Annotated in this window: 22 protein-coding genes and 1 tRNA gene; 5 read left to right on the forward strand and 18 right to left on the reverse strand. The window is 55.2% G+C overall.

Features of this window, described 5'->3' with window-relative positions:
- Positions 1–140: 140 nt before the first annotated feature.
- From MTX78_RS07530 to MTX78_RS07595, 14 genes are all read right to left on the reverse strand, one after another.
- Positions 141–1121: a Gfo/Idh/MocA family protein gene (locus MTX78_RS07530; protein WP_243801353.1), complete on the reverse strand. Its 981-nt coding sequence runs from the start codon at positions 1119–1121 to the stop codon at positions 141–143.
- Positions 1122–1180: 59 nt separating this feature from the next.
- Complete coding sequence (locus MTX78_RS07535) at positions 1181–1795, reverse strand: DNA-3-methyladenine glycosylase I (protein WP_243801355.1); 615 nt, start codon at positions 1793–1795, stop codon at positions 1181–1183.
- A 309-nt stretch (positions 1796–2104) separates the two neighbouring features.
- Positions 2105–2869: a type I methionyl aminopeptidase gene (gene map, locus MTX78_RS07540; RefSeq protein WP_243801357.1), complete on the reverse strand. Its 765-nt coding sequence runs from the start codon at positions 2867–2869 to the stop codon at positions 2105–2107.
- A 460-nt stretch (positions 2870–3329) separates the two neighbouring features.
- Entirely contained in the window at positions 3330–3974 is a 645-nt protein-coding gene (locus tag MTX78_RS07545) for an FISUMP domain-containing protein (protein WP_243801358.1), read from the reverse strand.
- Positions 3975–4050: 76 nt separating this feature from the next.
- Positions 4051–4554 (reverse strand): hypothetical protein, encoded by a 504-nt coding sequence (locus tag MTX78_RS07550; protein WP_243801361.1) that lies wholly within the window; start codon positions 4552–4554, stop codon positions 4051–4053.
- 164 nt (positions 4555–4718) lie between these two features.
- Positions 4719–5117, reverse strand: coding sequence for a hypothetical protein (locus MTX78_RS07555; RefSeq protein WP_243801363.1), 399 nt, complete (start codon positions 5115–5117; stop codon positions 4719–4721).
- A 278-nt stretch (positions 5118–5395) separates the two neighbouring features.
- Positions 5396–5728, reverse strand: a complete 333-nt coding sequence (locus tag MTX78_RS07560) for a hypothetical protein (RefSeq protein ID WP_243801365.1) — start codon at positions 5726–5728, stop codon at positions 5396–5398.
- 32 nt (positions 5729–5760) lie between these two features.
- Positions 5761–7725 (reverse strand): PKD domain-containing protein, encoded by a 1965-nt coding sequence (locus MTX78_RS07565; protein ID WP_243801367.1) that lies wholly within the window; start codon positions 7723–7725, stop codon positions 5761–5763.
- Between the two features lie 129 nt (positions 7726–7854).
- A complete protein-coding gene (locus tag MTX78_RS07570) occupies positions 7855–8766 on the reverse strand; it encodes a T9SS type A sorting domain-containing protein (protein ID WP_243801369.1) in 912 nt (303 codons plus the stop codon).
- 168 nt (positions 8767–8934) lie between these two features.
- On the reverse strand, positions 8935–10266 hold the full coding sequence (locus MTX78_RS07575; RefSeq protein WP_243801372.1) for an alpha/beta fold hydrolase: 1332 nt from the start codon (positions 10264–10266) through the stop codon (positions 8935–8937).
- Positions 10267–10339: 73 nt separating this feature from the next.
- On the reverse strand, positions 10340–10690 hold the full coding sequence (locus tag MTX78_RS07580; protein WP_243801374.1) for a hypothetical protein: 351 nt from the start codon (positions 10688–10690) through the stop codon (positions 10340–10342).
- A gap of 69 nt (positions 10691–10759) precedes the next feature.
- A complete protein-coding gene (locus MTX78_RS07585; RefSeq protein ID WP_243801376.1) occupies positions 10760–13234 on the reverse strand; it encodes a TonB-dependent receptor domain-containing protein in 2475 nt (824 codons plus the stop codon).
- 359 nt (positions 13235–13593) lie between these two features.
- On the reverse strand, positions 13594–14370 hold the full coding sequence (locus MTX78_RS07590; RefSeq protein ID WP_243801379.1) for a LytR/AlgR family response regulator transcription factor: 777 nt from the start codon (positions 14368–14370) through the stop codon (positions 13594–13596).
- Between the two features lie 37 nt (positions 14371–14407).
- Positions 14408–15445, reverse strand: coding sequence for a sensor histidine kinase (locus MTX78_RS07595; RefSeq protein WP_243801381.1), 1038 nt, complete (start codon positions 15443–15445; stop codon positions 14408–14410).
- Positions 15446–15859: 414 nt separating this feature from the next.
- Between MTX78_RS07595 and MTX78_RS07600 the strand changes: the two genes are divergently transcribed.
- Together MTX78_RS07600 and MTX78_RS07605 are read left to right on the forward strand one after the other, a co-directional pair.
- On the forward strand, positions 15860–16738 hold the full coding sequence (locus MTX78_RS07600) for a nuclear transport factor 2 family protein (RefSeq protein ID WP_243801384.1): 879 nt from the start codon (positions 15860–15862) through the stop codon (positions 16736–16738).
- Between the two features lie 1436 nt (positions 16739–18174).
- The gene (locus tag MTX78_RS07605) at positions 18175–18720 is read left to right on the forward strand and encodes a carbohydrate binding domain-containing protein (RefSeq protein WP_243801386.1); all 546 of its coding nucleotides are present in this window, start codon (positions 18175–18177) and stop codon (positions 18718–18720) included.
- Positions 18721–19336: 616 nt separating this feature from the next.
- On the opposite strand, the gene MTX78_RS07610 is transcribed toward MTX78_RS07605, so the two are convergent.
- Positions 19337–19408, reverse strand: a tRNA-Arg gene (locus MTX78_RS07610).
- Between the two features lie 144 nt (positions 19409–19552).
- Between MTX78_RS07610 and MTX78_RS07615 the strand changes: the two genes are divergently transcribed.
- Entirely contained in the window at positions 19553–20038 is a 486-nt protein-coding gene (locus MTX78_RS07615) for an organic hydroperoxide resistance protein (RefSeq protein ID WP_243801388.1), read from the forward strand.
- A gap of 76 nt (positions 20039–20114) precedes the next feature.
- On the opposite strand, the gene sucC is transcribed toward MTX78_RS07615, so the two are convergent.
- The gene (sucC, locus tag MTX78_RS07620) at positions 20115–21308 is read right to left on the reverse strand and encodes an ADP-forming succinate--CoA ligase subunit beta (protein ID WP_243801390.1); all 1194 of its coding nucleotides are present in this window, start codon (positions 21306–21308) and stop codon (positions 20115–20117) included.
- A 195-nt stretch (positions 21309–21503) separates the two neighbouring features.
- Positions 21504–22640, reverse strand: coding sequence for a glycoside hydrolase family 113 (locus MTX78_RS07625; protein WP_243801392.1), 1137 nt, complete (start codon positions 22638–22640; stop codon positions 21504–21506).
- Positions 22641–22818: 178 nt separating this feature from the next.
- Here MTX78_RS07625 and MTX78_RS07630 point away from each other — a divergent pair, with 178 nt between their 5' ends.
- Positions 22819–23481 carry an ABC transporter ATP-binding protein gene (locus tag MTX78_RS07630; RefSeq protein WP_243801393.1) on the forward strand — a complete coding sequence of 221 codons (663 nt, stop codon included), beginning with the start codon at positions 22819–22821 and terminating at the stop codon, positions 23479–23481.
- Positions 23482–23875: 394 nt separating this feature from the next.
- Positions 23876–24679, forward strand: coding sequence for a hypothetical protein (locus MTX78_RS07635; protein WP_243801395.1), 804 nt, complete (start codon positions 23876–23878; stop codon positions 24677–24679).
- 16 nt (positions 24680–24695) lie between these two features.
- Here the strand turns inward: MTX78_RS07635 and MTX78_RS07640 are convergent, their stop codons facing one another.
- The gene (locus tag MTX78_RS07640) at positions 24696–25202 is read right to left on the reverse strand and encodes a hypothetical protein (RefSeq protein WP_243801397.1); all 507 of its coding nucleotides are present in this window, start codon (positions 25200–25202) and stop codon (positions 24696–24698) included.
- Positions 25203–25431: the final 229 nt, after the last annotated feature.

The following is a 25431-nucleotide window of genomic DNA, read 5'->3' on the forward strand; positions in this document are numbered from 1 at the left end:
CCTCAACTACTTTTCTGGTTGCTGTGACTAAAAAGAGCCCTGCTACTTCAGCAGGGCTCTTTTTGTTGAGACGCCTTGGGGTGAAGCTCTAACGGTGCCTCTGGATGGCGTTGTTAAGTACATGTCGCCTGAGTGGTCGTTTATTCGCCTGGGTAGCGGAGCCCGATTTGCTGGCGAATGGTGTCGAGCTGTTTCATTAGCTCCTCGCTGAACTGCAGGGGCAACAGGGGGCTTTCGGTGAGGCCTTGTTCCAGGCATTGCTGCACGTGTTCGGCTTCGTACTGATACCCGTAGCCCTGCTTTTCGCAAGGAATGGCCTGGGGCTCCTGGCCCGTTAGGTGTAAGGTGATGCCGTTGGCCGCGTGGAACCGCCCCGTTAGGTGCAATTGCCCTTTGGTGCCGTACAGAACACACTGGTTGTTGGTTTGGGCGGCCAGGGTGGAAAACAAGCTAGCCGTTGCGCCGCTATCGTACGCCAACACCATGGCACAGTTCTTATCGACGCCGGTGCCGGCAAGCGTGGCTACTGCTCTTATCTCCTGGGGCTCACCCAGGAACAGCTTGCTGATAAAAAGCGGGTACACCCCAATATCCAAGAGGGAGCCCCCGGCCAAGGCCGGGTTGAAGAGGCGAGCTTCGGGCTGATAGGTAGCTACAAAGCCAAAATCGGCAGTTAGGTGCTTTACTTCCCCAATGGTGCCAGCGGCAACCAGCTCCAAGGCCTTGTTGATGGCGGGGAAGAACCGCGTCCAGAAGGCTTCCATCAGAAATACTCCCTCCGTCTGCGCTACGCTGCGCATTTCGTGGACCTGCGCGGCGTTCAGGGCAAAGGCCTTCTCGCAGAGTACGGGCAGCCCGCCCCGCAGGCACAGCAAGGTATGGGCGTGATGCTCAGAATGGGGGGTGGCAATGTACACCACATCAAGGTTGGGTACGGCGAGCAATTCTTCGTAGCTGCCCACGGCATGGGGCGCCCCAAACTTGGCGGCAAACTCCTCGGCTTTGGCCACGCTCCGGGAAGCCACCGCGTGCAGGCGGGCGTTGGGCAGGAGTGTTAAGCTTTCAGCAAACTTGTGGGCGATGTTGCCCAGGCCCAGGATGGCCCAGTTGAATGTGCGCATAGGATCAGGATAAGGCGGCAGATGTAGCTAAAGGTAGGGGCTCTCAGGTGTACGGGTTGTTATTCTGCCAGCGAAGCGCACTCGGCGTGCCGCGGACAGCTTACCAAGTGGTCGTTGACGAGGCCAGCGGTTTGCAGAATGTTGTAGCAGGTTACAGGGCCAGTCATCACGAAGCCGCGTTTCTTGAGGTCCTTGCTCATGGCTTCACTTTGGGGCGTGGAAAGCGGGACGGGGTTGGTGGCGCTGCGTTGGTTGTCGAGGGTGTGGCCGCCTACGTACTGGTAGAAGAAAGCAAGCAAAGCATCGTCGCCGCCTACTTGCTGGCGCAGCCGCAGCCACGCTTGCGCGTTTACTACGGTGGCCTCTAGTTTGCGCCGGTTGCGTAGGATTCGAGGGTTGAGCAGCAGTTCGGCTATGTCGTCTTCTGTGAAACGAGCCAGCTGCACCGGGTCGAAATTCGCTAGCAGCTCCCGGAATCCTTCGCGCCGCTTCAGCACCACCGGAAAGTCGAAGCCAAGCTGAAAGGTGTGCAGCACGAGGTATTCGAACAAGATGCCCGCTTCGGCCACTGGCTCGCCCCATTCGTGGTCATGAAAGTCGCGTAGCAGGTTGTTGTGGTCGGCCCAGGGGCAGCGCCCGTCGGAACCGGTGGGTGGGAGGTTGGGTAGCATCATAAGTAGGCGGAGGCCAGCGAAACAATATTCCCTGCTACGACTACTGCCGCGTCTGCGGTTGCTTGCTGCCATTGCCGCCACCCGCAACCAGCAGGCAACGACCCCGCAGTAGGCTTGCTGTGCAAGCCGAGCTTAAAGCAGCCTCCAGCTCATCTCGTGTCTTGGTTAGTACACCCGCTTCACTGCGGTAGGAGGCTGTGAAGGGAGCTTTGCTCGTGCGCTGAACACCAACCGGGCCTGCTACGGCTGCTGGAGTAGCAACTGTAGCAGGCCCGGTTGTAGGTTCTGGAATAGTGAAGTGCCGAAGCTCTACTCCCAAATGCTGTTCGCCTCCGTCAAAATAAGTGGCTGGCCGTCGGTGATAACAATGGTGTGCTCGTGCTGGGCTACGAAGCTGCCGTCTTTGGTAGCCAGCGTCCACCCGTCGCTGAGCTGATGGGCCAGCGTGGCACGGGTGGAAATGAACGTTTCTACCGCTACCACCGAGTTTTTCTTGAAGCGTTTCAGGTTGTAGCGGTCGTAGTAGCAGGGTATCTCCTTGGGGTCTTCATGCAGGCTGCGTCCAATGCCGTGCCCCACCAAATTCTTGATAACCCGATACCCCGCTTTACGGGCTTCACCTTCAATCAGCCCGCCGATATCGGCAATGCGTACGCCGCCGCGTATGCGGCTGAGGGCGGTGCGCAAAATCTGCCGGGACGCATCGACCAGCGGCTGGTGCTGGTGAATATCGGCCCCGAGCACGAAGGAGCCGCCGTTGTCGGCCCAATAGCCGTCCAACTCCGCTGATACGTCGATGTTCACCAGGTCGCCGTCTTGAAGCACTTTGTGGGCCGATGGGATGCCGTGCGCTACTTCGTTGTTTACGCTGATGCACGTCCAGCCGGGAAAGCCATAGGTAAGCCGCGGCGCCGATTTGGCACCCAAGGCTGCTAGGATACGGCCGCCATATTCGTCTATTTCCTTGGTCGTCATACCCGGCTGGGCATACTCCCGCATGTGTTTGAGGGTGGTGCCTACGGCTTCGCTGATGCGCTGAAGGCCGATTAAGTCTGCTTGAGAGGTGATGGACATGGGGCGGAGGGGTTAGGCTCTCTGCTATGATACAGCTTCAAATAGCTAACACAGAAAAAGCGGCGCCAGTTTTAGGGTAGCAGGTGGTGTAAGCCCGTTCAGCTAGGCTCACTTCTTACATCCTGTCCCCGACGGCCTGTAACCGGAGCCCAAATAACTGAAGCTGCGGATTGGCGTAGGAACCGGAACGCCTGTTCTGTTAGGGAGCGAGTAAGGTGAAGTATTTACTCCGTCACTTTACTCGCTCCCTAACAGAACAGACCGTGGCAATGTACTGCTTCCCGGATGACTTTAGGCGCAACTTGCTGTTCCAACTCCTCGAAAAGAGCGTCGAAACTATCAGCTGCCAGACAACGGAGCGCTTCCTTAGCCCCTCGGCACCGTTGCCGCGCCAGAGCTTTCACCTGTTGCTGCGCACCGCATACGCTCGCCGAACCCAGGTGCTTGGTTGCGCTGCGGCTTACTTGTCTTTCACAAACCGAACGGGGAGGTGCGGAGGGTAGTAGCCGACCGGGTAGGTGCCGAATCTGGCGTAAGTATCACTCGGCAGCTGAATGAGCTTGAAGGCCACCGGATTGTCGCGTTCGTCTTTTTCCGAAGTCCAGAGCAGGCAGTTGGCTCCTTCCCCGTGCGCGGTGCCCTCTAGCACGAGCAGGTTGGCGGGCACCGCATTGAAGCCCGACTGGTTGTTGGCGTACCCATCCCGTTTGATCCAGTCGGTGGTAGCCATCAGCTGGCCAAGTAGGCGCTTTGACTGCACATCGTCGCCGTCGGTGCTTTCCAGGTACTCATCAAAAACGATGCCTTGGGAACGAATCAGTTTGACATAGTCCTGCTTGGTAGGAAGCCGCCAGCCCGTGGGAATCTGAATGCTCGGCAGGTCAGCAAATTTCATGAACGTGCCGTAGTACGGTTTCGAGCTATTGTTCATGCCACCGGGTCCCGCGTAGTTCACCGACATCCACTCCTGGTCTCCGATGGTAACGGTGGGGTAGTATAGGTTCCCGATTCTGACGTGCGTGCCCGACGCGGGCGGGGCCGTGTATAAGCCGCCGGAGTTGCCGTTGCCGGGGGGCGGGGTGCTGCCTACTTTGCGGTATTTCACGGAGTACTGGTTGCCGCCGTCGGTGCGTTTGGCTTCCAGGTAGTTGGTGGCTGAGGTGAACGTAGTAGCCTGCGGATCAACCAGGACGCTGAAGTACGAGCGTAGATCCTTCCACCCGAATAGGCGACTCCCGGTAGCCCGAATACTTGTTGCTAAACACCCGCATCTTGCCCGATTGGGCGTAGAAGCGCATCGAGCGAGGAGTGGATTTGTATTCCAGGCTGCCCACTATCCGGTAGAAGTAGCGCTTCACTTCATCACCGGAGTTCATGACCTCCGTGGTGTATTCCACGGCGTTCTTGCCGTCGTTGGTGAACACCATCGTCCGGAATTCCTTGAAACCCTGTTCGCCCTGAAAAGTGCCGGCATCCCAGTTGGCGGTGAGTGGGCCGTCGTTGCTGTCGGCAAACCAGGTGCCGTTCATTTCTTCAGGAATAAAGGTGGAGGGAGTATTGGGTATGACCGGCTCTTCTTCGCCGGGAGGCGGTGTAACGGCAGGTTCTGGGTCGTCTTCGCGGCAGGCGCCGAGCAAAGAGGTGCAGGTTGCGAATAGTATTAGTGATTTTTGGAGACGTAGCATGGCGGAAAGGAAGTAGGGTGCTTACCGAGAAAATGTGGAAGGGATGGGTAAATTCGCCGACTCTGCATCAGCGTTTGTTGCTGCGTTGGAAGAGCGCAGCCGTACTGCCAGCGCCCACGCCCAAGCGGTTTTTGAAGGCGTTGGGAGCTGGCGCTGGCAGCTGCTTAGTGGCGCTTGTCTTTCGGGGAGGGAGCAGCAGGCGGGGCAGGCGCTACGGTGGCAGTAGGTGCCACCGGCGCAGTTGGGGCCGTGGCGGTGGGCGCAACAGGCGCGCTTGGAGCAGTGGGGGCTACTGCGGCGGTAGGAGCTGCCGGAGCTGCCGCACGTGGCTGAGGCTTGTAGATGGCACTGGTAGCGAAATCAACGGCTAGGCTAGGCCAGAACAGCAGCAAGTCGGCAACGAGGGCGCCCACGCGTATTTCACGGGAAGGCTGGCCAGGAGCGGGAGTGGTTTTTTGATAAGCCGTCACGCGGCCGCCAAACAAGGTGGCACAGCTGGAAAGCGAGCTGGTTAGCACGCTGGCCGCAGCAACGGAAAGCACCAGTTTCTTGAAGGTTTTCATAGGTAACAAGAGGTAAGAAGGTTGGAAAAACAAGGCAAAAGCTTCCCTGAGCGACTCTCAAGTCACTTTTTCAGAATCCGGAAAATGGGTGCCAGTAAAGCCCTAGCCGTGCACTCTTGCGGCACTGGCCAAGGGGCCGAAAACGGCGTGCGGTGCGTGGCCGCTGCTTACTGTTCCAAAGATAAATAAGCCCTCAGCGGCTGGAAATGGCTACTTCACTGAATTGAGGAAAGTGGCAGCTGAAGTGCCAAATCACCTGCTTTAGGTGTTGTGTCCTTTCAATAGCCCCTGTTCCTCAAGTGGTTGGAGTGGTTTTTGATTTGTGCGGTCCGCAACGGGCAGAGCTTGCGCGGCGCTGTAGGTGAAGCCGTGGCCGCCGAGGCTGGCCGCGCTTCGGCTGCGTATCGTAGCCAGTCACAGAGCCTGCCTCGGCGCACCTTGGCCCAGGGCGGAGTTGTTGATGTCGGCTGGATGAAGGCGGTGGCTTGCGCGGGGTAAAGCCCTTGCTTATCAAGGCGAGACAAGGCGTGGTCGGGGCGCAGATAACCGACGGCAGCAAAGACCAGTACGCACAGCACGGAGGGGCCAAACCCGAGCGAAGAGTGCGCCATAGCCCGAGCCGGTAAAGCCAGCCGCAAAGTCCTTAGTGGCTGTCGTAGCTGATGTTGCTCCATTGCATCCAGCGGCCGGGCGAGGTGTTGACGTAAATGCCCTGCCAGTCGCCGGTGGCTGGGGCGTTGGCTGTGCCATTGCCGTTGGAGTCGCCACCTACGGCATCATCCTTCACCGACGTAAACTGGATGCCCGCGCCCATCGGGTTGAGCAGCTGGTCGCCACTTTCGCGCATAATCAGCTGCTTGCCGGGCAGAAACTTGAGTGTCACGTTGTTGCCTAGCTCCAAGGTTTTGCCGGCGCCCAGCGCAACGTCGTAGAGGTTGACATACGCTAGCTCGGTTTCGCGCCACACCACGTTGGGCTTCTGCTTGTTCACGTCCCAGTTCACCACAATGCCTTGGTAGGTGTTTTTCTGACCTACTTGCTGCGGGTTATGAAACACGTTCGAGTCGTCTAGGTCGATGCTGGGGGCAATGGAAAGGGGCCGGACGTTGTCGTAGAAAGTGTTCTGGCGGATAACCGTGCCGGCGTTGGTGCTATAAGCATTCAGGGCCGCATGCGTGGTCGTCGACACATCCTCGCCGTTATGGGCAAAGGTGGAGTTGGTCACGGAAGCGGAAGCGGCAAACAAATCGAGGGTAGTGCCGTCCTGGCCACCGTAGCTGAACTGGCAGTGCTCCAGCTCCGAGTTTGCGGTGCCCGTGAGCGTGACCATCGCCCAGTCGCCTTTGGCGGGCGTGGTAGCGGCATGGTCGTGGTTGGTGTCGCCGCCTACGGCATCGTTGAGGTAGGAGGTGAAGACAATGGGTTGGCTGGCTGTGCCTTTTGCTACCAAGCGTCCGGTGCCGCTGAACTGCATCTTGCCGGCTTGTAAAAACTTCACTTTCACACCCGGTCCCAACACCAGGGGAGCCGCAAACCCAATATTGCCAAGCACATACGGTACTTCGGTTTCCGCCCATTGCAAGGCCGGAGAGCCGGTGGTGCCAGCCTGCACCCAAATGCCGTTGTAGTCGTTCGTTTCGGTGGGCGTAGTGGGGTTGTGGAAGGTGTTGGAATCGTCGAGGTCGAAGAAGTTGTTGACACTTAGCGGCACCTCATTGCGGTAGAAGACATTGGCCGCAAGCACAGTGCCGGCCGCGGCCCGGCGAGCTTCCAGCACCCCCGCATTGGCACTGCTGGCGCCGGCGTTGTACGCAAAAGTGCAGTGCCGCACAGTACCCGTACCGGTGCTAATACTCAGCGTAATGGCGTAGGCGTTGTTGCCGCCGTATTGGAAGCGGCAGTGCTCGAATTGGGAGCCTACTTGGCCGTTCAGCGTTATCTGATTCCAGTCTTTCTTGGCGGGCCGGGTGGCGTTGCCGTCGCCGTTGGTATCACCGCCGTGCGTGTCGTCGCGGAAGGAAGTGAAGACGATGGGGGAGGTGGCGCTGCCCACCGCCTCGATGCGCCCGTTGGAGTTCAACGTCAAGCCGCTGGCAGCTGACTTGAATTTGACGATGGCGCCCAGTTGAATCGTGAGGACGTTGGCAACGCGCACGTCGTCGTTCACGACGTACACCTTGCATGCCTCCCAGGTGGTGGGCTGCGTGATGGGGCCGGTAATCTGCACTACCGCTGGGTTTGCGCAGCTAGGCGCCGGACTGCCCACTACCACCACATGGCTGACGGTATCGGTGCCGCCCGCGCCCTGGGCCGTGAGCTTGATGCGGTAAGTGCCGGGCTGCGCAAAGTGGTGCGTAAACTGCGTTTCTGCTTGCGTGCCCTGGGTACCGTCGCCAAAATTCCAGGTGTAGGAGGTGGCCCGCTGAGAAGAGTTGAGCACCGTAACCGGGCAGTTGCTTTGGCAGGCTGCACTGGCGTGGGTGAAGGCTGCCACCGGGCGGGGCTCTGGTTCTGTGGCCGGGTCATCGGGGCGGCAGGCACTGAACAGAACGCTGGAAGCGGGCACAAGCAGCCACACCACTCGTTGAAAAAAAGCTACAGGTTGCATAAGAAGTGGAAAAGGAAGGACGAGAATACCAGTAGGAAAAGGCAAAGCAGAGCCGTCCGAAGCAGGTTTCGGGGTAGGGGTGGCCGTACGGCCTCAGCAATGGCTCTAAGTGGTGGCTTGGTGCCGGCGCTATGATTTCACTAAGCGTTGCACCACAATTCCCTGGGGCGTATCGAGGCGCAGCACGTAGAAGCCGGCCGGCTGGTGCTGCAGGTCCAGAGTGTGGCGGGCACCCACGAAGGGTTGGCGCACCACCGTGCGGCCTTGCGCGTCAGTTACGGTAAGGGTAGCGCCGGCTAGCGTGGCCGCTGGGCCGGGGGCAGTAAGCGTGAACAGGCCGGTGGCGCTCGGGTTCGGGTACACCTGCACAACCTCAGCGAGCCGCGCGTTGCGGGTGGCGGCCACCCTGCTAGTGAAAGCCACCCCATCGAGGTAGAGGGCATTGCCAACAGTGAAGGTTTCGGCCGTAGCTGACTGGAAAAGGATGAGTACCGAATCGGGCGTTAGGCCGGACTGGTATTGGAGGGGCAAGCTCATCAGCGTGTAGGTGCTAGGCGCGGCATTCAACAACGAAATAGCGCCGGCTATAACTTCCCGTTCGCCGTTTACATACTTGGTCAGAGCTACTATCACCCGGGCCGAATCATCGGCAATGTTGGTGCCCGTTTGTTTGTAGTGAAACTCCAGATGGGTGGGCCGGTCCGTGAACGGAACGCCTAAGAAGTCCTCGTCGTCGGAGCTGGGCAGCGTGCCGAGTGCCAGGAAAGCGGAAGTTTCCAAGACCCCGAACGACTTATTTTCCAGTTTCGCGGCGAAGCTGCCGCTTTGCTTGTCGGGCGTTTTGCTTACTGCGTCGGTCGCCAATGGCACCCCGATGGCGTTGAGCAGGTCGTCGGTGGTCGACCAGTTGACGGGGCGCTCTGAACCGTTGCGTTGTTGCCAGCTTTCGAAGTTGCCGTTCGGCACCGCTTGCCCGAACGCCGATGTAGCAGCACACAGGCTCCATATAGCCACCGCAAGTTTGTACAAGGTCTTTTTCATAAGAAGGAAAGAGGAAAGGTTGATGGAAGGACAAGGGGGAGAAAGCGCGCTCAAGCCACTTAAAAAGGCGCTGAGGTAGGGCCATGCGGGGCCCTTTAGCTGCGGAAGGGCCGCACTTCGCAGGTGCTATTCAGAAGGATGGGAGTGTAGTCGGGACCTTGTCTGGTACTACACTTGTCGCTGGCTGTCCAGCCAGCGCAGAATCACGGTCATGAACTCGAAATTGCGCTCTGGGTCAGGCGCATCGGCTAGCCGCATGCTCTCCTGCTGAGTTTTTACTTTCGCGAATCCATGATCCACGTTCGGCAGGAGTTGGAAGGTGGCCCAGCCTGGGTGTTGCTGGTTCACGACGTCCACCAGAAGCTGATGGTCTTCGTTGTAGGAAATGTAGTCGGCCTCGCCGCGCAGCGCCAGCACGTGGGTATTCAGTTTCTGCCAGGCCGCCGCCAGGTTCACGTCTTGCCACTGCTGGATGTAGGAGTAGTGCTGCGGAAACGAAATCAGTTGCTTGGCATTGGGGTAACGGGCTAGCACCTGCGCGGGTGCCTGCTTTTCCGTGAGCAGCAGGTGCAGCGCAGCAGTATAGGTGCGCATCAGGTTGTTGATCGAGTCGTAGGGCAATTGCCGGAGCTGACTCTGGTTGCGCTTGTTTTGCAGCGCATACTCGATAAAGCTGCGGCTGGCCGTGCCATACACCACCACGCCTCGCACGGGCTCCCCCTCGGCTACCACCGGCGCCATGATGCCACCGATGCTGAACCCGGTAATGAAAATATTGCGCTGATCAACGAACGGTAGCTGCTTGATGGCGGCCAAGCCAGCTTTGTAGCCACTGGCCTCGGTCCGGAAGTCCGACTCCGAGCAGGGGATGCCTTTGCTGTCGCCCATGCCCGTTTTGTCGACGCGCATCGTGGCGTACCCGTGTCGGGAAAGCGAGTCGATAATGCGGTTGGTCACGTCGCCTTGGGCTAGCGGATTGTCTACCGAAAAGCACCCCACGCCCTGGATGAACAGCACCATCGGTACCTGTTGCGGCTGCTTGCCTTTGGGCCGGGTTATGATGGTGCGCAATTGGTTGCCACCCGCCTGCACCGACGAGTAGCTGGTTTCGTACCACGGACTAACCTCGGTTGGGAAAGGCTTGAGCGTAACTAGCTTGCGAAGCCTCTTCCCGTTGCGCAGCACCGTGAAGGTGGCGTTGTCGCCAGTTCGGTATTGTTTCAGCAAGCTTACAAAAGGTCCCACTTCCGGCCCGAGCACGGTGCTGCCCACTTGCAAGATGATGTCGTTGGCTTGCAAGCCCGCCGCCAGCGCCGACGACTGCGCCCGCACGCCTTGCACGAAAATGCCGTTTTTGGTGGGCAGCGCATACCGCCGCTGCAAACTGTCGGTGATGCCTTGCAGATTGATGCCCAAGTAGGGCCGTCGGGGCAGTTCCTGCGCGAAGGTCAAGCGAACAACAGCCGTCAACAAAAGGAAGAGAGCAACCGAATTTTTCATGATCAGAGGAGGAAGTAGGTAGGCTATGTAACGAGGCCAAAACACACCCGCGCCGGAGCTGCGTAGTTGCTTGCTAAGAGCGGCGGGCCGGTTGCTGTGGCCGCGCCAGTACCGTGGCGCCAGCCACCAGTTGAGGCTCCCGCAGCACGTGTTGCAACGCCACATTCAACTCGTTGATTGTGCGTAGTTGAATGCGGTTGCGGCGCATTACAAACCGCCGACCAACCGCTTGTTCTGCGTGTAAAAGCTGATGCTGCCCGTTGTAGAAGCGCACGGTAACGCGAGCCGGGCAGGCCAGGTTGGATTCAATGTTCCAGTAGCCAACTCCCACCGGAACCACCGGGCGTAATTGGGCGGGAGCTAGCAGCGGGAAGGAGAGCAAGCCAAGACAGAGGCTCAGGCGAAAAGCGGCAGTTGTTTTCATGGCTGACAGTGGTATGGAAGCAAAAAAAGCAAGAAGTAGGAGGCAGAGACAAGCAAGAGAGAAGAGGCCCTATTGCCCCGCGCGGTTCTTCTCTTCCTCGGCCCCACCGGCGCGGCGGCGCGTGGGTGCCACCTTGTCGTTGCCGAAACGGTAGCTGAAGGAAAGAGTGGCCACGCGCGAGTCGTTGCGCTGGTAGATGCGCTCGGCGTAATTGTCATAGGTGGAGGTAGCCCGTATTTTGCGGGTGTACAGTAGGTCAGCCACGTTCAGTTTGATGGTGCCTTTCCGGTCCCACACCGATTTCTGAATACCCAGGGTTAGCTGTCCGTAGGGTTTCACCAGAAAGAAGCCGTACCGGTCCTTGGCTTGGTAGCGGGCGTTCAGCTCGGCACTCCAGGTTTTGCTTAGCGTGAAGCTGCTGTTGCTCGTGAAGTTGAAGCTGCTACGCCCGGCATCCAGGGAGGTGCCCGCAATGCTGCCTACAAACTGGTTATGGTAAAACACCCCGGTGTTGTGCATGCTCCACCACGTAGCCAGCTCCACCGGAATTGTCAGCGTAACGCCCATATGCTGCTGCCGGCCCAGGTTCACGGGCTTGGCCACCACCGTGCTATCCGATTCTGGCTGCACCACGTTGATGATGGGCTGGTCGGTGGTGCTGTAGCGCAGGCTGGCGCTGAACTTTTGCTTGTAGGTGTGGCCGGCCTCGAAGTTGTAGCTGGTTTGCGGGCGCAAGTTGGGGTTGCCCGCCCCCGACGTAGTGGCGTCGATGATGACGCGGAACGGATTCAACTGCCCGTACGAAGGCCGGTCGATACGCCGACTTACGGAAAGCGACACCTCATGCCGGTCGTTGAGGGTTTGCTTGAGGCCCGCGCTTGGAAAGAGCTGGGTGTAGCTGCGCCGGAAGCTACCGTTGTCGCCGGTAGCCATCAGTTGCTGACCCGTCGCCTTGGTTTGTTCGCCCCGCAGGCCAGCTTGCACGTTCAGTTTGCCCCTGGTTTGGTTGAAGCTCAGGTAAGCAGCTGTAATGTGCTCGTCGTATTGGAAGTGGTTGGTGCGGCCCAAATCCAGCGTCGTTTCCCCGTTCACGGTTTCAGTGAACCGCACATCATTATCGGAGTACACCTGGCTGATCTTGGCCCCCGCCTCCAGGCGCGTCGTTTTCGATAGGGGATGAGTGTAGTCCACTTTCGCCGACTGGATGGTTAGCTCCCCGCGCTGGTCGCCGCTCAGCAGCACCGGAGGCCGGCCCGACAGCTCGAAAAACGTGGTCAGGTTCTGTGGCCGGCGTGAGGTGTAGCGCGCATAATCGGCATCGGCCGTCAGCTCGCGGCTACCGCTGGAATCTGGCAGGAAGGTGTGCTTGAAGTTCAGGTTAGCTGCCACATTGGGCGAGTTGAATCCACGAACGGAAACAGCCCGGTAGGCCTCCGTAAGGCTACTTTTCTCATTGAACAACGACGTGCGGGTGGTGCTTTCCCGCAAAGGAGCCTGGTTGTCTAAGCCGCTTGCCACGGCGCCCAACACCGTCCTTTCACTTAGGGTGTAGTCGGCGCCCGCTTTCCAAGTGTGCGAGTGGTTGCTGAAGTCCTGCACGCTGGCCTGCGTGATGCGGCTAGCAAGCGTACGTTCCTGGCCCTCACCCTGGTAAAAGTTTCGGTTGATGTTTAGCTTTTCCACTCCATTGCGGTTGGCGTAGGCATAGGAGCCAAACAGATTCAGGTTTTTGTGCCGATGATTCAGCGTGAGCCCGGACGTGAATTTGCCGTACTGGCTGCGGCCGTAGCTGGTATTCACAGTGCCGTTGGTGCCTTGGCGCTGGTCCTTCCGGAGGTTGATGGCAATAATGCCCGCGCTGCCTTGGGCCTCGTATTTGGCCGGCGGATTACTAATTAGCTCGATGTTTTTGAGCTGCTCGGATGGTAGGGCCCGCAGGTAGTCGGCCAGTTCGGTGCCCGTCATGGGCTGGCGTTTGCCATCAATGAGCACTAGCACGCCCTGCTTGCCTCCCAACGACAAGTTGTTATTGCTGTCCACGGTCACGCCAGGCGCACGGGTCAGCACATCCAGTGAGCTGTTGCCCGCGGCCAGCGTGCTGCCCTCCACGTTCACCACGGTGCGGTCGGCGAGGCGCTCGAACAGTGGCCGTTGTCCTACCACCGTCACTTCTTTCAGGGCCGTAGCGCCGCTGGCGGGCAGGGTTAGGGTAGGCAGTAGCACTGGCTGGGCTGCTACTTCAAACGGCTTGCTCCACTGCCTCACAAACCCCACCTGCGCCGCCGACACCACGTAGCGTCCGGCAGCGGTTTGTGCTAGTTCGAACGCTCCTTTGTCGTTGCTGAACCCGGTTCTTACCACCGCAGAGTCGGCGGCGTGGTGCAGGGTGATGGTTGTGAATTCGAGGGGGGCACCCGCGGCCGTGCGCACACTACCCGAGATAGTGAGTACGCTTTGGGCATGCGCCCCCGGGCCACTCCCTGCCACAAGCAGCAAGAGTAAGCCCGACTGTAAGGAGAAGTGCGGAAGTAGCTGAGGTTTCATTGCAGACAAGAAGCGGTTGAGGAGGAGTGGAAGAGGCATGGCCATCAGCTGGCAGCTGTCCTATTGGCTCTTTCAGAGGCCGTTACCGCTGTATTCGCTGCTGACTGATGTAAAAGTATTAGCGCCCTTCGCGGCCGGAAATCACTTCCTGCATGAATTGAGAAAAGTGCTGCTTGAACTGTGTAATCTTCCCTTTTAGAATATAGTGTGAAATATATAAAAGCGTTGAGAGCCACCTTTCCCGCATCTACTCGGCGCTACTGGCATAGGAAGCGCCAACAAAAAAGTCCGCTGGCGCGGACTTGCTTGAGACTATGAGAAAGGAAGAGAGGCGTTGTTCCGGATCGTAGAAGCGAAACTTACTTGCCCATCCAGGTTTTAAAGGGAGTCAGCTTTTCCCGGCTCACTATCACTTCTTTGTCGATACCTGGTTTGAGCTGCAACGCCAGCCGATTGCCGAAGTAGGGCTGAATCTGCTCCACACTGTCGATGGCTACTAGGAAAGACCGGCTGATGCGGAAGAAACGAGTGGGGTCTAGCATGGCCTCCAATTCGTCGAGGGTGTAATCCACGGCCATCTTTTTGCCGTCGAAGGTCTTAAACAAGTTGAGACGCTCGTCGCTGTAGAAGTATGCAATATGCGGCGTCTCAACGGAAACCAGCTTCTGGGCATACTGCACCAAAAACCGCTGCCGATACTCCTTGGGCTGCAACTGCTGCAACTCCCGAATCAGGCTGCTCACGTTTATGGCCGGCTCGGTGGCGGGGCCTTGGTACAGAGCTTTCACCTGAGAATACTTGTCGAGTGCAGCCCGCAGATCCTCTTTCTGAATAGGTTTGAGCAGGTAGTCGATGCTGTTCACCTTGAAGGCTTTGATGGCGTACTCGTCGTAGCTGGTCGTGAACACGACGGTGCTTTTCACCTCGGTTTCCTCGAAAATCTGGAAGCTCTGCCCATCCGCCAGCTCAATATCCATCAGAATCAACTCCGGGGCTGGGTGGGCATTCAGCCAGTTCACCGTTTCGCGGATGCTGCCGGCCACGCCCACTACTTCGGCCGTGGGCTCCACGGAAGCCAAGGTCCGGGTGAGCTTCTTGACGGCCATTTCTTCGTCCTCAACAATCAGGATTTTCATAGGAAGGAACTCCAGAAAAGGAGCGGCAAAATAGAGGTTAGTGGCTCGGCTGGATAAGGGGAATCGTAACCAGAAACTCGGTTTCGGTCTGCTGCACTTTGATAGCGGGCTGCTTAAGCAAACTGAACTTGCTGGCAATGTTGCTAAGCCCAACTTGGTTGGAGGCCACTTTCTGAACCTTCTTTTGTAAGTTGTTCTTCACCGTCAGCTGCCCATCGGCCCGCGTGCTGATGTGGACCGTCAGCGGATGGTCTTTGTGAATAACGTTGTGCTTGACGGCATTTTCCACCAGCAGCTGCAAGGTCAGAGAGGGGAGCAGACGTTGCTCATCGCTTGGTTCCACCGCTAAGTTTAGGTGCAGACTGTCGCCGTAGCGGGTTTTGAGCAAGTGGAAATACGAGCGGATAAACTGCAGCTCCGTGCCCAGGTTGGTGAGCTCGTTTTCGTTGTTGCGCAGCAGGTAGCGGTACACCTTGCACATCTCATCCAAGAACTCCTCGGCCTTCTCGGCATCCTCGCTGATAAGGTAGGAGAGGGTATTGAGGCTATTGAAAAGGAAGTGCGGATTAACTTGCTGTTTGAGGCTGTCGAGCTGGGTTTGCAGGTTTTCCTTCTTGAGCTGCTCGGTTTCTCGTTCGGCCTGTAGCAGCCGCGAGAAGTAGTACACCGCCTCCTGAATGCCCGTAATCAAGAAAGCAAGAATCAAGCTCCCCTGAATAGCACCCAGAAACGCTGCCTTTGGGTAATGCTTGCGAAACTCAATGGCATTGTTGAGCAGCATTCCCCCGCAGTCTATTGTAACATTGACCAGCCAGCAAAGTGGAATAACCCAACATAAGCGGGTGCGAACTTGGTGTAGGAGGGGATACTTATGCCGAAAGCGAATAATAATCCAACGGTCCAACTCCCAGGTAAGCGACGAAATTATGATGGATTCCAGCAGTAGCTTGCCGGTTTCCAGACTGAACAGATTCTCATAAGCTTTATAGGCATAGATGGCCAGAAGCACGAGAAACGTGATGCCACTGATCCGGATCCACCGATCATTTAACTGTTCCGTAGGCTGAGCTGGCATATGCAAGAGAACTTGTTCACCAAATATAAACTTCCGTCTAAGGCAAGGCAAAGCCGATTCCGCCTGATTTGGAGGAACAAAGGGTTGAATTGAGGAAAAGCGGGAATCAAGCGTGGGCGGCTTCTGGTGCGTGCGCAGTTAGTGGCACCTTTCTCAGGCGGAAGCTCAGGTAAAACATCTTTTCCAAGTGCTCCTGCCTTTCGTGATACGTGCTGGGCTTGGGGCTCTTGCAGTTGAAACGCCAAAAACTAGGGTTGAAGCAGTGCTTCGCTCAACTCGTCGTTTTTCCTTTTCCGCGGGTGTGCCCAGCGAAGATCTTGCGCCCAAACTGGCCTCTCATGTAGCTGGTGTGCTACGGCATAGGCGGTCCAGCACTTGCTTGAGGTCAAGGCGCCAACTTCACTTTTCTGTTTTATGTACAAAGCTGTTCTGTTGCTTTTAGCTGCAACAGGTTTTCTGTGTTACTCCGCATCTCTGACTTCTGCCACCCACGGCAACCAGTCAGATTACCAAGCCCTACTATCGGCGGAGCGCGCCTTTGCCGCGTTTACGGGCAAGCACGGCATCAAAGCCGGATTCACCCGGTATTTAGCCGAGGAGGCGTTGGTTGTGGTGAAGGGGCGTTATCAACTTGGCAAACCTATCTATGAGAAGATGCCCGAACAGGCCACCCTGCTGTCTTGGTGGCCCGTGTACGCCGACCTATCTGCCTCCGGTGACTTCGGCTACACCACTGGTCCTTTCGAGGTTCGGCCCCAAGCTGCCACGGATACCCCTGTCGGCTTCGGCCACTTCACCAGCGTGTGGCGCAAAACCAGCACTGGCGAATGGAAGGTAGTGGCTGATGTGGGTATAACGCATGGGGCACCAGTTCACGAAGCTGCTTCGGCTCCAAGTGTACCGGCCGGAATAGTCAAGAAACCGGTGGCTGTGGTTGACAGCGCCCTTAGCCGAAAACAACTATTGGTAGCGGAAGCCAGTATGGCGCAAGTGGCTGGCACAGAGTCGTTGCAAGCGGCGTACAACCGAGTATTGGCAACCACCGAAGAGGTGCGGTTGTACCGGACTGGTAGTATGCCGCACATAGGCTTAGCTGCCGCTGCTTTCGCCAACACGCAAACCGAACGAGCCACTTACACTACGGTACGGGCGGTAGTGGCCCCCTCCGGCGACCTTGGATTCACGTACGGTTACAGCCACTACAACCAGAAGAGCGGCCCCTTTCTTCGCATTTGGAAACGTGGGGCCAAGCTCTCCTGGCAGCTAGTGCATGAAGTAGTTGATCTGCGTTAACTGTCACTACGCACGCAAACCTGCACTAGTAGTAGCGAGTCAATTGTTGGTTAAGGCGGAAAATGGGTAACCGCATCGTGCCAGGGCTTCTCTATCAAGCTGCAGATTGGTCGGCGCAAACACAACACGCCACCCCCTGTAGTTGGTTGGCGAAACAGTAAGACTGCGCCAGGAAGTATGTACGGGGGTATTATTTGACCTAGGCCACGTGTACATTAAGCGAAAGAAAAGAGGATCAGGCAATTTCATTGGATGTGGTAGTATGACGGTGAAGTGCTTTAAAAAACACGTTGGTAGCTTGGTTTAGGTAAGCAGAAGGAGTGTCCGTCGGTTTTTGTTCGTGTCTCAGCCATGGGCGGGCGTATACCTGTTCGTGTATACTTGGTAGCATGCCTACCAAAAACGGCTTAGCAGTAAACCAGCGTTATACTGCGCACGCAGTAAAGCCGCGCCAACGTACTAGGCGTTACACAAGCACAGCATGGGGTAAAACCTTCCATTTAGAAGGCGTTTCCAGACAGTAAAAGCCAAATAGGTATGCTCCTAGTGCAACTCGCAATCCTCAACACACGAAACGGTACTCCTGAAGAGAATGCTAAGTCTCAGCTTGGGGCTGAGGGGTAAGTGCACATTCATGCATGCAGTGCTGCAAGGACACAGCCCGAGAATCCCGATGCACAACGTGCATCGGCCGAGGTAGTTCGGCTAAAAAGATTTCGTGGCAATAGGCCCGTGCAGCGCGATTCACATTGGAGTAGCTTCGTTAGATTGTGGCTAATATAGAATACGCATATGTATAGCACAAGTTGTATGTGCTTTTTATGGAGTTGTATTGCATTTATCAGTCACTAGCACACTCATCCGCAGGCTGTGTTGCGGATAGCACTTACTTGGCTAGTATTTCATACTGCTTTGCTTAGCGCTGCTTGGTGTCATTGTATCGCTTGTAGTTAGGTTAATGCTATTGCAGCCAGAGTTCGTCCTCAATAATAGGTAGACTGAGAAAGGGGGTAGCACTCACCAGATGATACCACTGGGGGCATAGATGCCAAGGAAAACGCAACTGCCTCAACACAGCAACACCCGTCAATTCCTCACAGTCGATAAAAGTGTGCGGAATCTGGATCGATATATACAAGCAGCTAGACCCGAAGCGGGCGGGTGAAAAAAAGTGTGCCACTATGGTTACAAGACTACTTATGCGTGCACATATAAGCAGCATCAAAGAGGATGCTCTCTTCAAGTAGCTGAAAGTCTAATTATTGCGCTGACTGTACCGTCTTGGCCGCTAGGTAGTTTAATAAATTGAGTGAATCACGCAATTTACACTAGCTAAATTCAGCTACTCTAGAATGTGCTTAACTGGTTTAATTTCTCTGTGCTGGATATTGAAAATACTTTATACATTGGATTGGACACCGATTACATAAATAAAAATGCTGAAGAAAAAGTTAGTTTTTGTGTTGCTAGCAATAGGTCTGGCTTCTTGTAGCGATACAAAAACAGATGTACAGAGTACTCACCTTGCGGCAAATGATTTTGAATCAGTAGACGGCTGGACAGAGAATGTCCCGGTCTCTTCTCTTACCAAGGAAAACGCGCATTCTGGGCAGTATTCTGTGAAAGTGAGTCCCGGCCTAGAATACAGCAGAGGCTACCATAATACCTTAAGTAAACTTAGTAGCAGTGAATTAAAGAAGATCAAAGTTCGAGCATGGGTAAACCTCTCATTTGGTGCTACTTCAACTCTGCTAGTAACAGCCATTGAAGATCCGTCCAACCCAGGGGCCAAACCTGTCTTATGGGAAGGCATGAAACTGACAGACGAAGTCAAAACGCCTGGGAAATGGACTGAGGTAGAGAAAGTAGTTACTCTCCCAGAAAATGTTTCCTCATCGTACAGATTCAACGTGTATCTGTGGAGCACTGGAGCAAAAGAAACGGTATTTCTCGACGACCTGACAATTGATAAAGCGGAGTAGCGCTGAGTACAGACAGTCAGTCCGGGAAGCTAACCAATACAAAGAATTCGCAGCTTCTACTGCAGATTCGAAGTGCTTGTTTTCTTCGCTCTTTCTTGAATAAATATAGGTCTGTAAATCTAGTGCTATAGCAGAAAGCGTAGGTAGTTCGATAAATGCTATCTGCTATGTCCAGCCCTAGTCACAAGAGAGTGCGTGTTCGCAGACGCCGCCGCAAGTACAATCCGCTTACTATACTGGGCTGGGTTTTAGTGGTATTTGTTTTCTCGTTTCTAACCGTGGCAGTCTGGCGTCATGGTTGGTAGATAGCACCCACTAGCAGAAGCGGTAGTCGTATGCGCTGTTCTAGCTCGGTAGCATTGAATGGTGTGCTCGAGGATGCTAGCTGTTTACTGAGCTAGCCTGTTGTGTTGCTCACATGCCAAATATAACAAGCGGTACGGCGGCATTCTTTGTAGCTGAGTAAACAAAGAGCAATTATCCACCGCTACGTATCTCCCTCGTAGTAAGACCCTTCGAATCCTCTCTACCTTGTGGGCTTGCCCAGAAACACTGGCCTGCGAGATCTTTCAAAACAATAAAAAAGCCTGTTCCTAGCTTAGGAACAGGCTTTTTGTGGTCACGCTAGGAATCGAACCTAGATCAAGAGCTTCGGAAACTCTCATACTATCCGTTGTACGACGTGACCGATAAGGAGCCGCAAAACTAGCTACAAATAGCGTTGCAGCCAAACCTAGCGCTGCATTTTCTGTAAAAACCTATGTGGGTCTACCACAACCTTACGAGCGTCAATTCAGTTAACTATCCTTGAACTCGACCAACCAAACTCCATATGGCTACCACTGAAAAGAAAACTCTCTACACTGCTGAAGCTGCAGCTGTTGGCGGCCGTAGCGGCCACGTACGTTCTACTACTGGCATTATCGACTTGGATATGTCGGTGCCTGAAGGACTTGGCGGAAAGAAAGGCGCTACCAATCCTGAAGAGCTATTCGCCGCTGGCTACGCTTCTTGCTTTCAGCAAGCTCTACTAGTTATTGCTCAGCGCGCCAACGACAAACTTGATGCGGATACTACAGTGAACTGCTCGGTATCATTGTTTCAGGAAGGCGAAGGCTATGGCCTGAGCGCCGTTCTAGATATCGACTTAAAGAAATTCGACGAAGCCAAAACCATTGAGATGGTACGGCAAGCACACAAGATTTGCCCCTACTCAGTTGGTACGCGCGGCAACATGGAAGTGGAACTACGCGTGAAGGGCCAAGCCATTCCGGTGCAAGCAGAAGAAAACGCTGGTGTAGCTGAGAAAGGCAACTAGTTTTCACTAGGTCACAACAAAGAAAGGCCGCTTGGAATATTCCAAGCGGCCTTTCTTTGTTGTGACCTAGTGAAAACTACATAGCCAGCACTTCTTTAACGCGCTCGGCAGCGTCTTTCAGAAGCACCGCTGAATACACCTTCAGGCCGGACTCATCGATGATGCGAGCACCTTCCTCGGCATTGGTGCCTTGCAGGCGCACAATGATCGGCACTTTGATGTCGCCGATGTTTTTGTAGGCTTCTACCACACCATTCGCTACCCGGTCGCAACGTACGATGCCTCCGAAGATGTTGATGAGGATAGCTTTTACATTCGGGTCTTTCAAGATGATGCGGAAACCGGCTTCTACGGTTTGGGCATTGGCTCCACCTCCTACGTCGAGGAAGTTGGCCGGCTCGCCGCCGCTCAGCTTGATGATGTCCATGGTCGCCATAGCGAGACCGGCACCGTTTACCATGCAGCCTACGTTGCCGTCCAGCTTCACATAGTTCAGGTTCGAGGCAGAGGCTTCCACTTCCAAAGGATCTTCCTCGTTGGTGTCGCGGAGGGCTGCGAAATCTGGGTGACGATAGAGGGCGTTTTCGTCGAGGGTCACTTTGGCGTCAACAGCCAAAATCTTGTTGTCCGACGTTTTGAGCACCGGGTTGATTTCGAACATAGCCGAATCGGTGTCGTCGTAGGCTTTGTAGAGCGCCGTCACGAACTTTACCATTTCCTTTTGCGCCGGGCCAGTCAAGCCGAGGTTGAAGGCGATTTTAGCGGCTTGGAAGGGACGCAGGCCCACCCGTGGGTCAACATGCTCGCGGTGGATTTTCTCGGGGTGCGCTTCCGCTACCTCCTCGATGTCCATGCCGCCTTCCGTGGTATAGATAATGACGTTCTTGCCAGTGCCACGGTCCAGGAGTACGCTCATGTAGTACTCCTTGGTTTCCGATTCGCCAGGATAGTACACGTCCTGTGCTATCAGCACCTTGTGCACTTTGCGGCCTTCAGCACCGGTCTGCTTGGTCACCAACTGCATGCCGATGATCTGGCCTGCAATTTCTTTTACCTGGTCCAAGTTCTTGGCCAGCTTCACGCCGCCCCCTTTACCGCGCCCGCCGGCATGAATCTGGGCTTTGATTACGTACCAGCTGGTGCCAGTGTCAGCGTTCAGCTTCTTGGCGGCTTCTACTGCTTCTTCAGCGGTGTCGGCTACTATGCCTTCCTGCACGCGTACACCGTAGCGTTTCAGAATGTCTTTGCCCTGATACTCGTGAATGTTCATGGAGGTCAGTTATGGAGGTGGTTCGATATGTGCACGAAAGTAGGTAGAAACAAGTGGATTGTTGATTGCTAGTGGTTGATTGTTGGATTAGTGGCTGTTAGGTGATTGGCTGGTAGGAGGCCACAAGTACTATCGTTTCGAGCATTTTTACCTCCTAACAAGCACCAGTTCAACCAGCAACGAGCAGCAACAAGCTCACTTGCCATACCATTGCGCCATCACCTGCTCGGCCGGTTTGTGCTGGGGCGTAAAATCCAAGTGGCGATGCGCAGGACCATCGGCCTGCAAGCCAGGATACCACTTCCAGATGAACGTACCACGAAACCAGGGCTGCCCCCAAAACGTCTCGAACATAGCCTCGTAGCACGTGCGTTGCGTTTGCTCGTCTAGTTCAGTGAACACCGCTGTGCGGTCGGGCCAGGCCCATGGCTCAATAGCAGCGTCTGGAGTGGTTTTGTAGCCAACTTCCGTGAACAGTACCGGCTTTTTGTAGCGCTTCTGTACCGCTTCAATCCGGCGCAGAGGTTGTTTCCAGGAAGCAAGCAGCGTGGCCTTGGTGGGGCGAGTGGTGGTGCTCAGAGGGAAATAGGCTTGAATGCCGATGTAGTCCAGGGCGTCCCAGAAGCGAATTTCTTCGAATTCTCCGCTCCAATTAGCAGCGTAAGTGAGAGGGCCATGGTATACGCTGCGCACCTTCCTAATCAAGGACCGCCACTCCGCTTCATGCCCTACCGTGGCATGTTGCAATTCAGTGCCGATACAGAGAGCATCCATGTGGGTTCGTTCAGCCAGTTCAGCATAATGCAACAAAAAGATGGAATAGCTTGCAAACCAGGCTTGCCAGTCGGCAGCGGTAGTCATATTGATGTCGCCGGGCCAGGAGCCATTGCCGCCGCGCAACCATAGATGAGGCTTGAGCATGGTACGGATGCCACGCAGCCGAGCTTGCTGGGTGGTATGAGCCAGGCCTTGGTCACTTTCGCCCCAATGGCCCCGAAAAGCGCCTCCTGTGTGCAACCGCACCTCCGGGGTGGCCGCACCCGCTTGCCAGCCAAAGGGCGTTTGGGCTATCCACGTCACGCCGCTACGCACCAAAGGCTCCATATTCGAACTGGAAACCGAGTCGGCGGCCACCCAGTTTACGCCTCGCAACCGGTTACCGGTAGGGCGGCCAGAGACACTACTGGCACTGTTCGCCGATGATGAGGGCAGGGCTACCACCTGCCGCGGCCAGTGCCACCACACTACCAGCAGTGCCACGGGTACCGCCATAAGCAGCACCGGAACCCACCAAAATCGGCGTACGAATGCAAAAGAAAAGGTAGTTGGCATAATACCGCTTACAAACAGGCCACTCAAGTAGCAGAAAACCACTATCAACTGCAATATTCTAGCCTACCAATCGTCGGGAGGCATCCCCGGACGGCGAAATCGAGTTCAACCACATAATCTGCGGGGCAAACCGTAGATTTGTTTTCTATACCCTCGGCTCACTTTACCTGGTTCCGTTTTGCTGCAAGCCATCAACGTTCGTAAGAAATATAACACGCTAGAAGTCCTGAAGGGCATCGATTTGACGATTGAAAAATCCGAGATAGTATCCATTGTAGGATCGTCAGGCGCGGGCAAAAGCACCCTGTTGCACATTCTAGGAACCCTCGACAACCCCGATTCGGGGGAGGTGCTCTTCGATGGGGAATCGGTTAGCTCACTGAAACGCTCGGAGTTGGCGCGGTTTCGCAACCGGCATATCGGCTTCATTTTTCAGTTCCATAATCTGCTGCCAGAGTTTACGGCTCTTGAAAACGTGTGCTTGCCCGCATACTTGGCCGGTCGTTCCGAAACCGAAACCCGAGTTCGGGCCCGCGAGCTGTTGGGCATGCTGAACCTAGAGCGCCGCGCCGACCATAAGCCTAGCGAAATGAGTGGCGGTGAACAGCAGCGCACGGCGGTGGCGCGTGCCCTCATCAATTCTCCCGAAATCATCTTTGCGGATGAACCCAGCGGAAACCTTGACTCACAGAACGCACAGGAGCTACATCAAATCTTTTTTCTGCTGCGCAAAGAGCTAGGTCAAACTTTCGTCATTGTGACGCACAACGACCAACTAGCTGAAATGGCTGACCGGAAGATTACGATGAAAGACGGACTGATCTGGGAGGGGGGGAGCTAGCTTATAACCTGCCGTTCAGCTTGGCCGTATATAAGGCATCTGGAAGCCATTTTCAGATGCTATTTACGTACGACCTCGGTCATGCGTCCGTTCCGCCCCGGACCATGCTTTGCAACCCGCTCCCTCGTTTTCCGGAAACGAAGGAGCGGGTTTTCTTATGCTCCATTAGCCCGTACGCAGGAGAGTAACGCCACCTGAAAAGCACACTAAAGATGCTGGGGAAGGCTAAAAAAATTAGTCAACTAAATTTTTTTGAATATGCAGTTGTAAGTGTCTGACAGACAGAGTAAAAATTCTATAAAAAATATATAGATTTGTGCACCTTTTAGGAGGCCAAGGCGTTTACATATCAGAACACAAACACGGTATTACAGGACATAAAAGAACAGACGCCATGAGCGAAGCAACCAAGACCATCAAAGAGCCGGTTCGCAAGACCAAAGTGGAGAGCTACGACATTTCGCGCTCCGACGAGACCCTGCACTTGGCTACCGATCTGGCCAAGTTCATCAAGGAAAACAAGCTGACCACTACGGTGCAAGGCAAAGAGTTTGTGAACGTGGAAGGCTGGCAGTATGCCGGTTCGCGCTTGGGCATTGTGCCCATCGTCGACCATGTCATCAACGTTTCAAACGACCAAGAATTAAAATATCAAGCTAAGGTGACGCTGTTCGACATGCGTTCCGGGCAGACAGTGGGTGCGGGCTTCGCTATCTGCTCCAGCAAGGAGCAGGGCAAAAAGTTCTACCAGGAGTTTGCTATCATGAGCATGGCCCAGACCCGGGCTATTGGCAAAGCATACCGTAACATCCTAGCCTGGATTATTCGGGCTGCTGGTTACGAGCCTACGCCTGCTGAAGAGATGGAGTATGGCGGCAACACGCCTACTGTCACGCAGCCTGCTATGGCAGTGGTACCTGCTGCTCCTGCGCCAGTTGCGGCTGAAGTAGCCGCTCCAATGATAGCCGTAGCTGCTGAGCCTGCTCCTGAAGCGCCAGTTGCTGCTGTTACTTATGCCTCGGCCGCGCAGAAGGAAGAGATTATTCGTCTGCTGAACCATCCGGTTATCACGCGCCAGGAGAAGACCAAGATGTTGCTTAACATCAACCGTCTGGACGATGAGCGAGCTACGCAGGCTATTGCCAAGCTAAAGAAGGCAATTGACGACCGTGAGAATGGTCAGTCGGCTGCCGCGTAAGCAGATACCCGAATGATTAGTACACGTACATTGAACTCACAACAAACGACGACACGTAGGTTTTAAGCTCTTGCTGATTCCGGTACACTGTCGTCTTTGCTGCTTTCGTGAAAATGGGCGACTTGAACTTCACGGCACACAGCCAACTGTAGGCCGAGGCAATGTCACTGAATAGCGCGACCACTGGTGAGGAGATATTGTACAAGGCTACATCGGTGCAGCATTGAATATCAACACCTGCGGAATACACCCATGCCATGTACTCCACACCCGCCATCTGCATGTGAGGGAAGTATTCGGTGGCCAGCCAGGCCCCGACGTCGGAAGTGATGCTCGTGACGTTGGAGTTGTCGTTAAGGATACGGGTGCAGTTTTGAGAAAGAAAGCATTGGGCTACCGCTACGCAGCATTCTTGCACGGAAGATAAAGTAAGGTCACCGTGCCAATCTAGGTAGAGCCAACGATTAGCGTTATCGAAGGAAATAGACACATTAGGTTTTTCTAATAATATATCTATGCTCATGGCAATATGATTTAAAAGAGGGTGCAGTGAGGTGTAAGTACGCAGAGCGAGGAGAGAGCAAATAGTCTTTTAAAGTCAGATGCGCCCTATACAACGTTTAAAGGCCGTTTTGACTGTTATAAATGTAACTATATTTATTTCATTGAACTATGCTCCGAAAAATAAATTTAGTAATAAGCCTTATCCATTTTATATAATATTGAAAACAAGCTATTTGCAAACACAATAA

This window comes from Hymenobacter tibetensis (assembly GCF_022827545.1).
Taxonomy (GTDB): Bacteria; Bacteroidota; Bacteroidia; order Cytophagales; family Hymenobacteraceae; genus Hymenobacter; species Hymenobacter tibetensis.

What these genes read in the sequence shown, in the direction of transcription:
- MTX78_RS07530 (WP_243801353.1), bottom strand. Translation starts at nt 1,121, where the DNA reads ATGCGCACATTCAACTGGGCCATCCTGGGCCTGGGCAACATCGCCCAC.
- MTX78_RS07535 (WP_243801355.1), bottom strand. Translation starts at nt 1,795, where the DNA reads ATGATGCTACCCAACCTCCCACCCACCGGTTCCGACGGGCGCTGCCCC.
- map (WP_243801357.1), bottom strand. Translation starts at nt 2,869, where the DNA reads ATGTCCATCACCTCTCAAGCAGACTTAATCGGCCTTCAGCGCATCAGC.
- MTX78_RS07550 (WP_243801361.1), bottom strand. Translation starts at nt 4,554, where the DNA reads ATGCTACGTCTCCAAAAATCACTAATACTATTCGCAACCTGCACCTCT.
- MTX78_RS07555 (WP_243801363.1), bottom strand. Translation starts at nt 5,117, where the DNA reads ATGAAAACCTTCAAGAAACTGGTGCTTTCCGTTGCTGCGGCCAGCGTG.
- MTX78_RS07560 (WP_243801365.1), bottom strand. Translation starts at nt 5,728, where the DNA reads ATGGCGCACTCTTCGCTCGGGTTTGGCCCCTCCGTGCTGTGCGTACTG.
- MTX78_RS07565 (WP_243801367.1), bottom strand. Translation starts at nt 7,725, where the DNA reads ATGCAACCTGTAGCTTTTTTTCAACGAGTGGTGTGGCTGCTTGTGCCC.
- MTX78_RS07570 (WP_243801369.1), bottom strand. Translation starts at nt 8,766, where the DNA reads ATGAAAAAGACCTTGTACAAACTTGCGGTGGCTATATGGAGCCTGTGT.
- MTX78_RS07575 (WP_243801372.1), bottom strand. Translation starts at nt 10,266, where the DNA reads ATGAAAAATTCGGTTGCTCTCTTCCTTTTGTTGACGGCTGTTGTTCGC.
- MTX78_RS07580 (WP_243801374.1), bottom strand. Translation starts at nt 10,690, where the DNA reads ATGAAAACAACTGCCGCTTTTCGCCTGAGCCTCTGTCTTGGCTTGCTC.
- MTX78_RS07585 (WP_243801376.1), bottom strand. Translation starts at nt 13,234, where the DNA reads ATGAAACCTCAGCTACTTCCGCACTTCTCCTTACAGTCGGGCTTACTC.
- MTX78_RS07590 (WP_243801379.1), bottom strand. Translation starts at nt 14,370, where the DNA reads ATGAAAATCCTGATTGTTGAGGACGAAGAAATGGCCGTCAAGAAGCTC.
- MTX78_RS07595 (WP_243801381.1), bottom strand. Translation starts at nt 15,445, where the DNA reads ATGCCAGCTCAGCCTACGGAACAGTTAAATGATCGGTGGATCCGGATC.
- MTX78_RS07600 (WP_243801384.1), top strand. Translation starts at nt 15,860, where the DNA reads ATGTACAAAGCTGTTCTGTTGCTTTTAGCTGCAACAGGTTTTCTGTGT.
- MTX78_RS07605 (WP_243801386.1), top strand. Translation starts at nt 18,175, where the DNA reads ATGCTGAAGAAAAAGTTAGTTTTTGTGTTGCTAGCAATAGGTCTGGCT.
- MTX78_RS07615 (WP_243801388.1), top strand. Translation starts at nt 19,553, where the DNA reads ATGGCTACCACTGAAAAGAAAACTCTCTACACTGCTGAAGCTGCAGCT.
- sucC (WP_243801390.1), bottom strand. Translation starts at nt 21,308, where the DNA reads ATGAACATTCACGAGTATCAGGGCAAAGACATTCTGAAACGCTACGGT.
- MTX78_RS07625 (WP_243801392.1), bottom strand. Translation starts at nt 22,640, where the DNA reads ATGCCAACTACCTTTTCTTTTGCATTCGTACGCCGATTTTGGTGGGTT.
- MTX78_RS07635 (WP_243801395.1), top strand. Translation starts at nt 23,876, where the DNA reads ATGAGCGAAGCAACCAAGACCATCAAAGAGCCGGTTCGCAAGACCAAA.
- MTX78_RS07640 (WP_243801397.1), bottom strand. Translation starts at nt 25,202, where the DNA reads ATGAGCATAGATATATTATTAGAAAAACCTAATGTGTCTATTTCCTTC.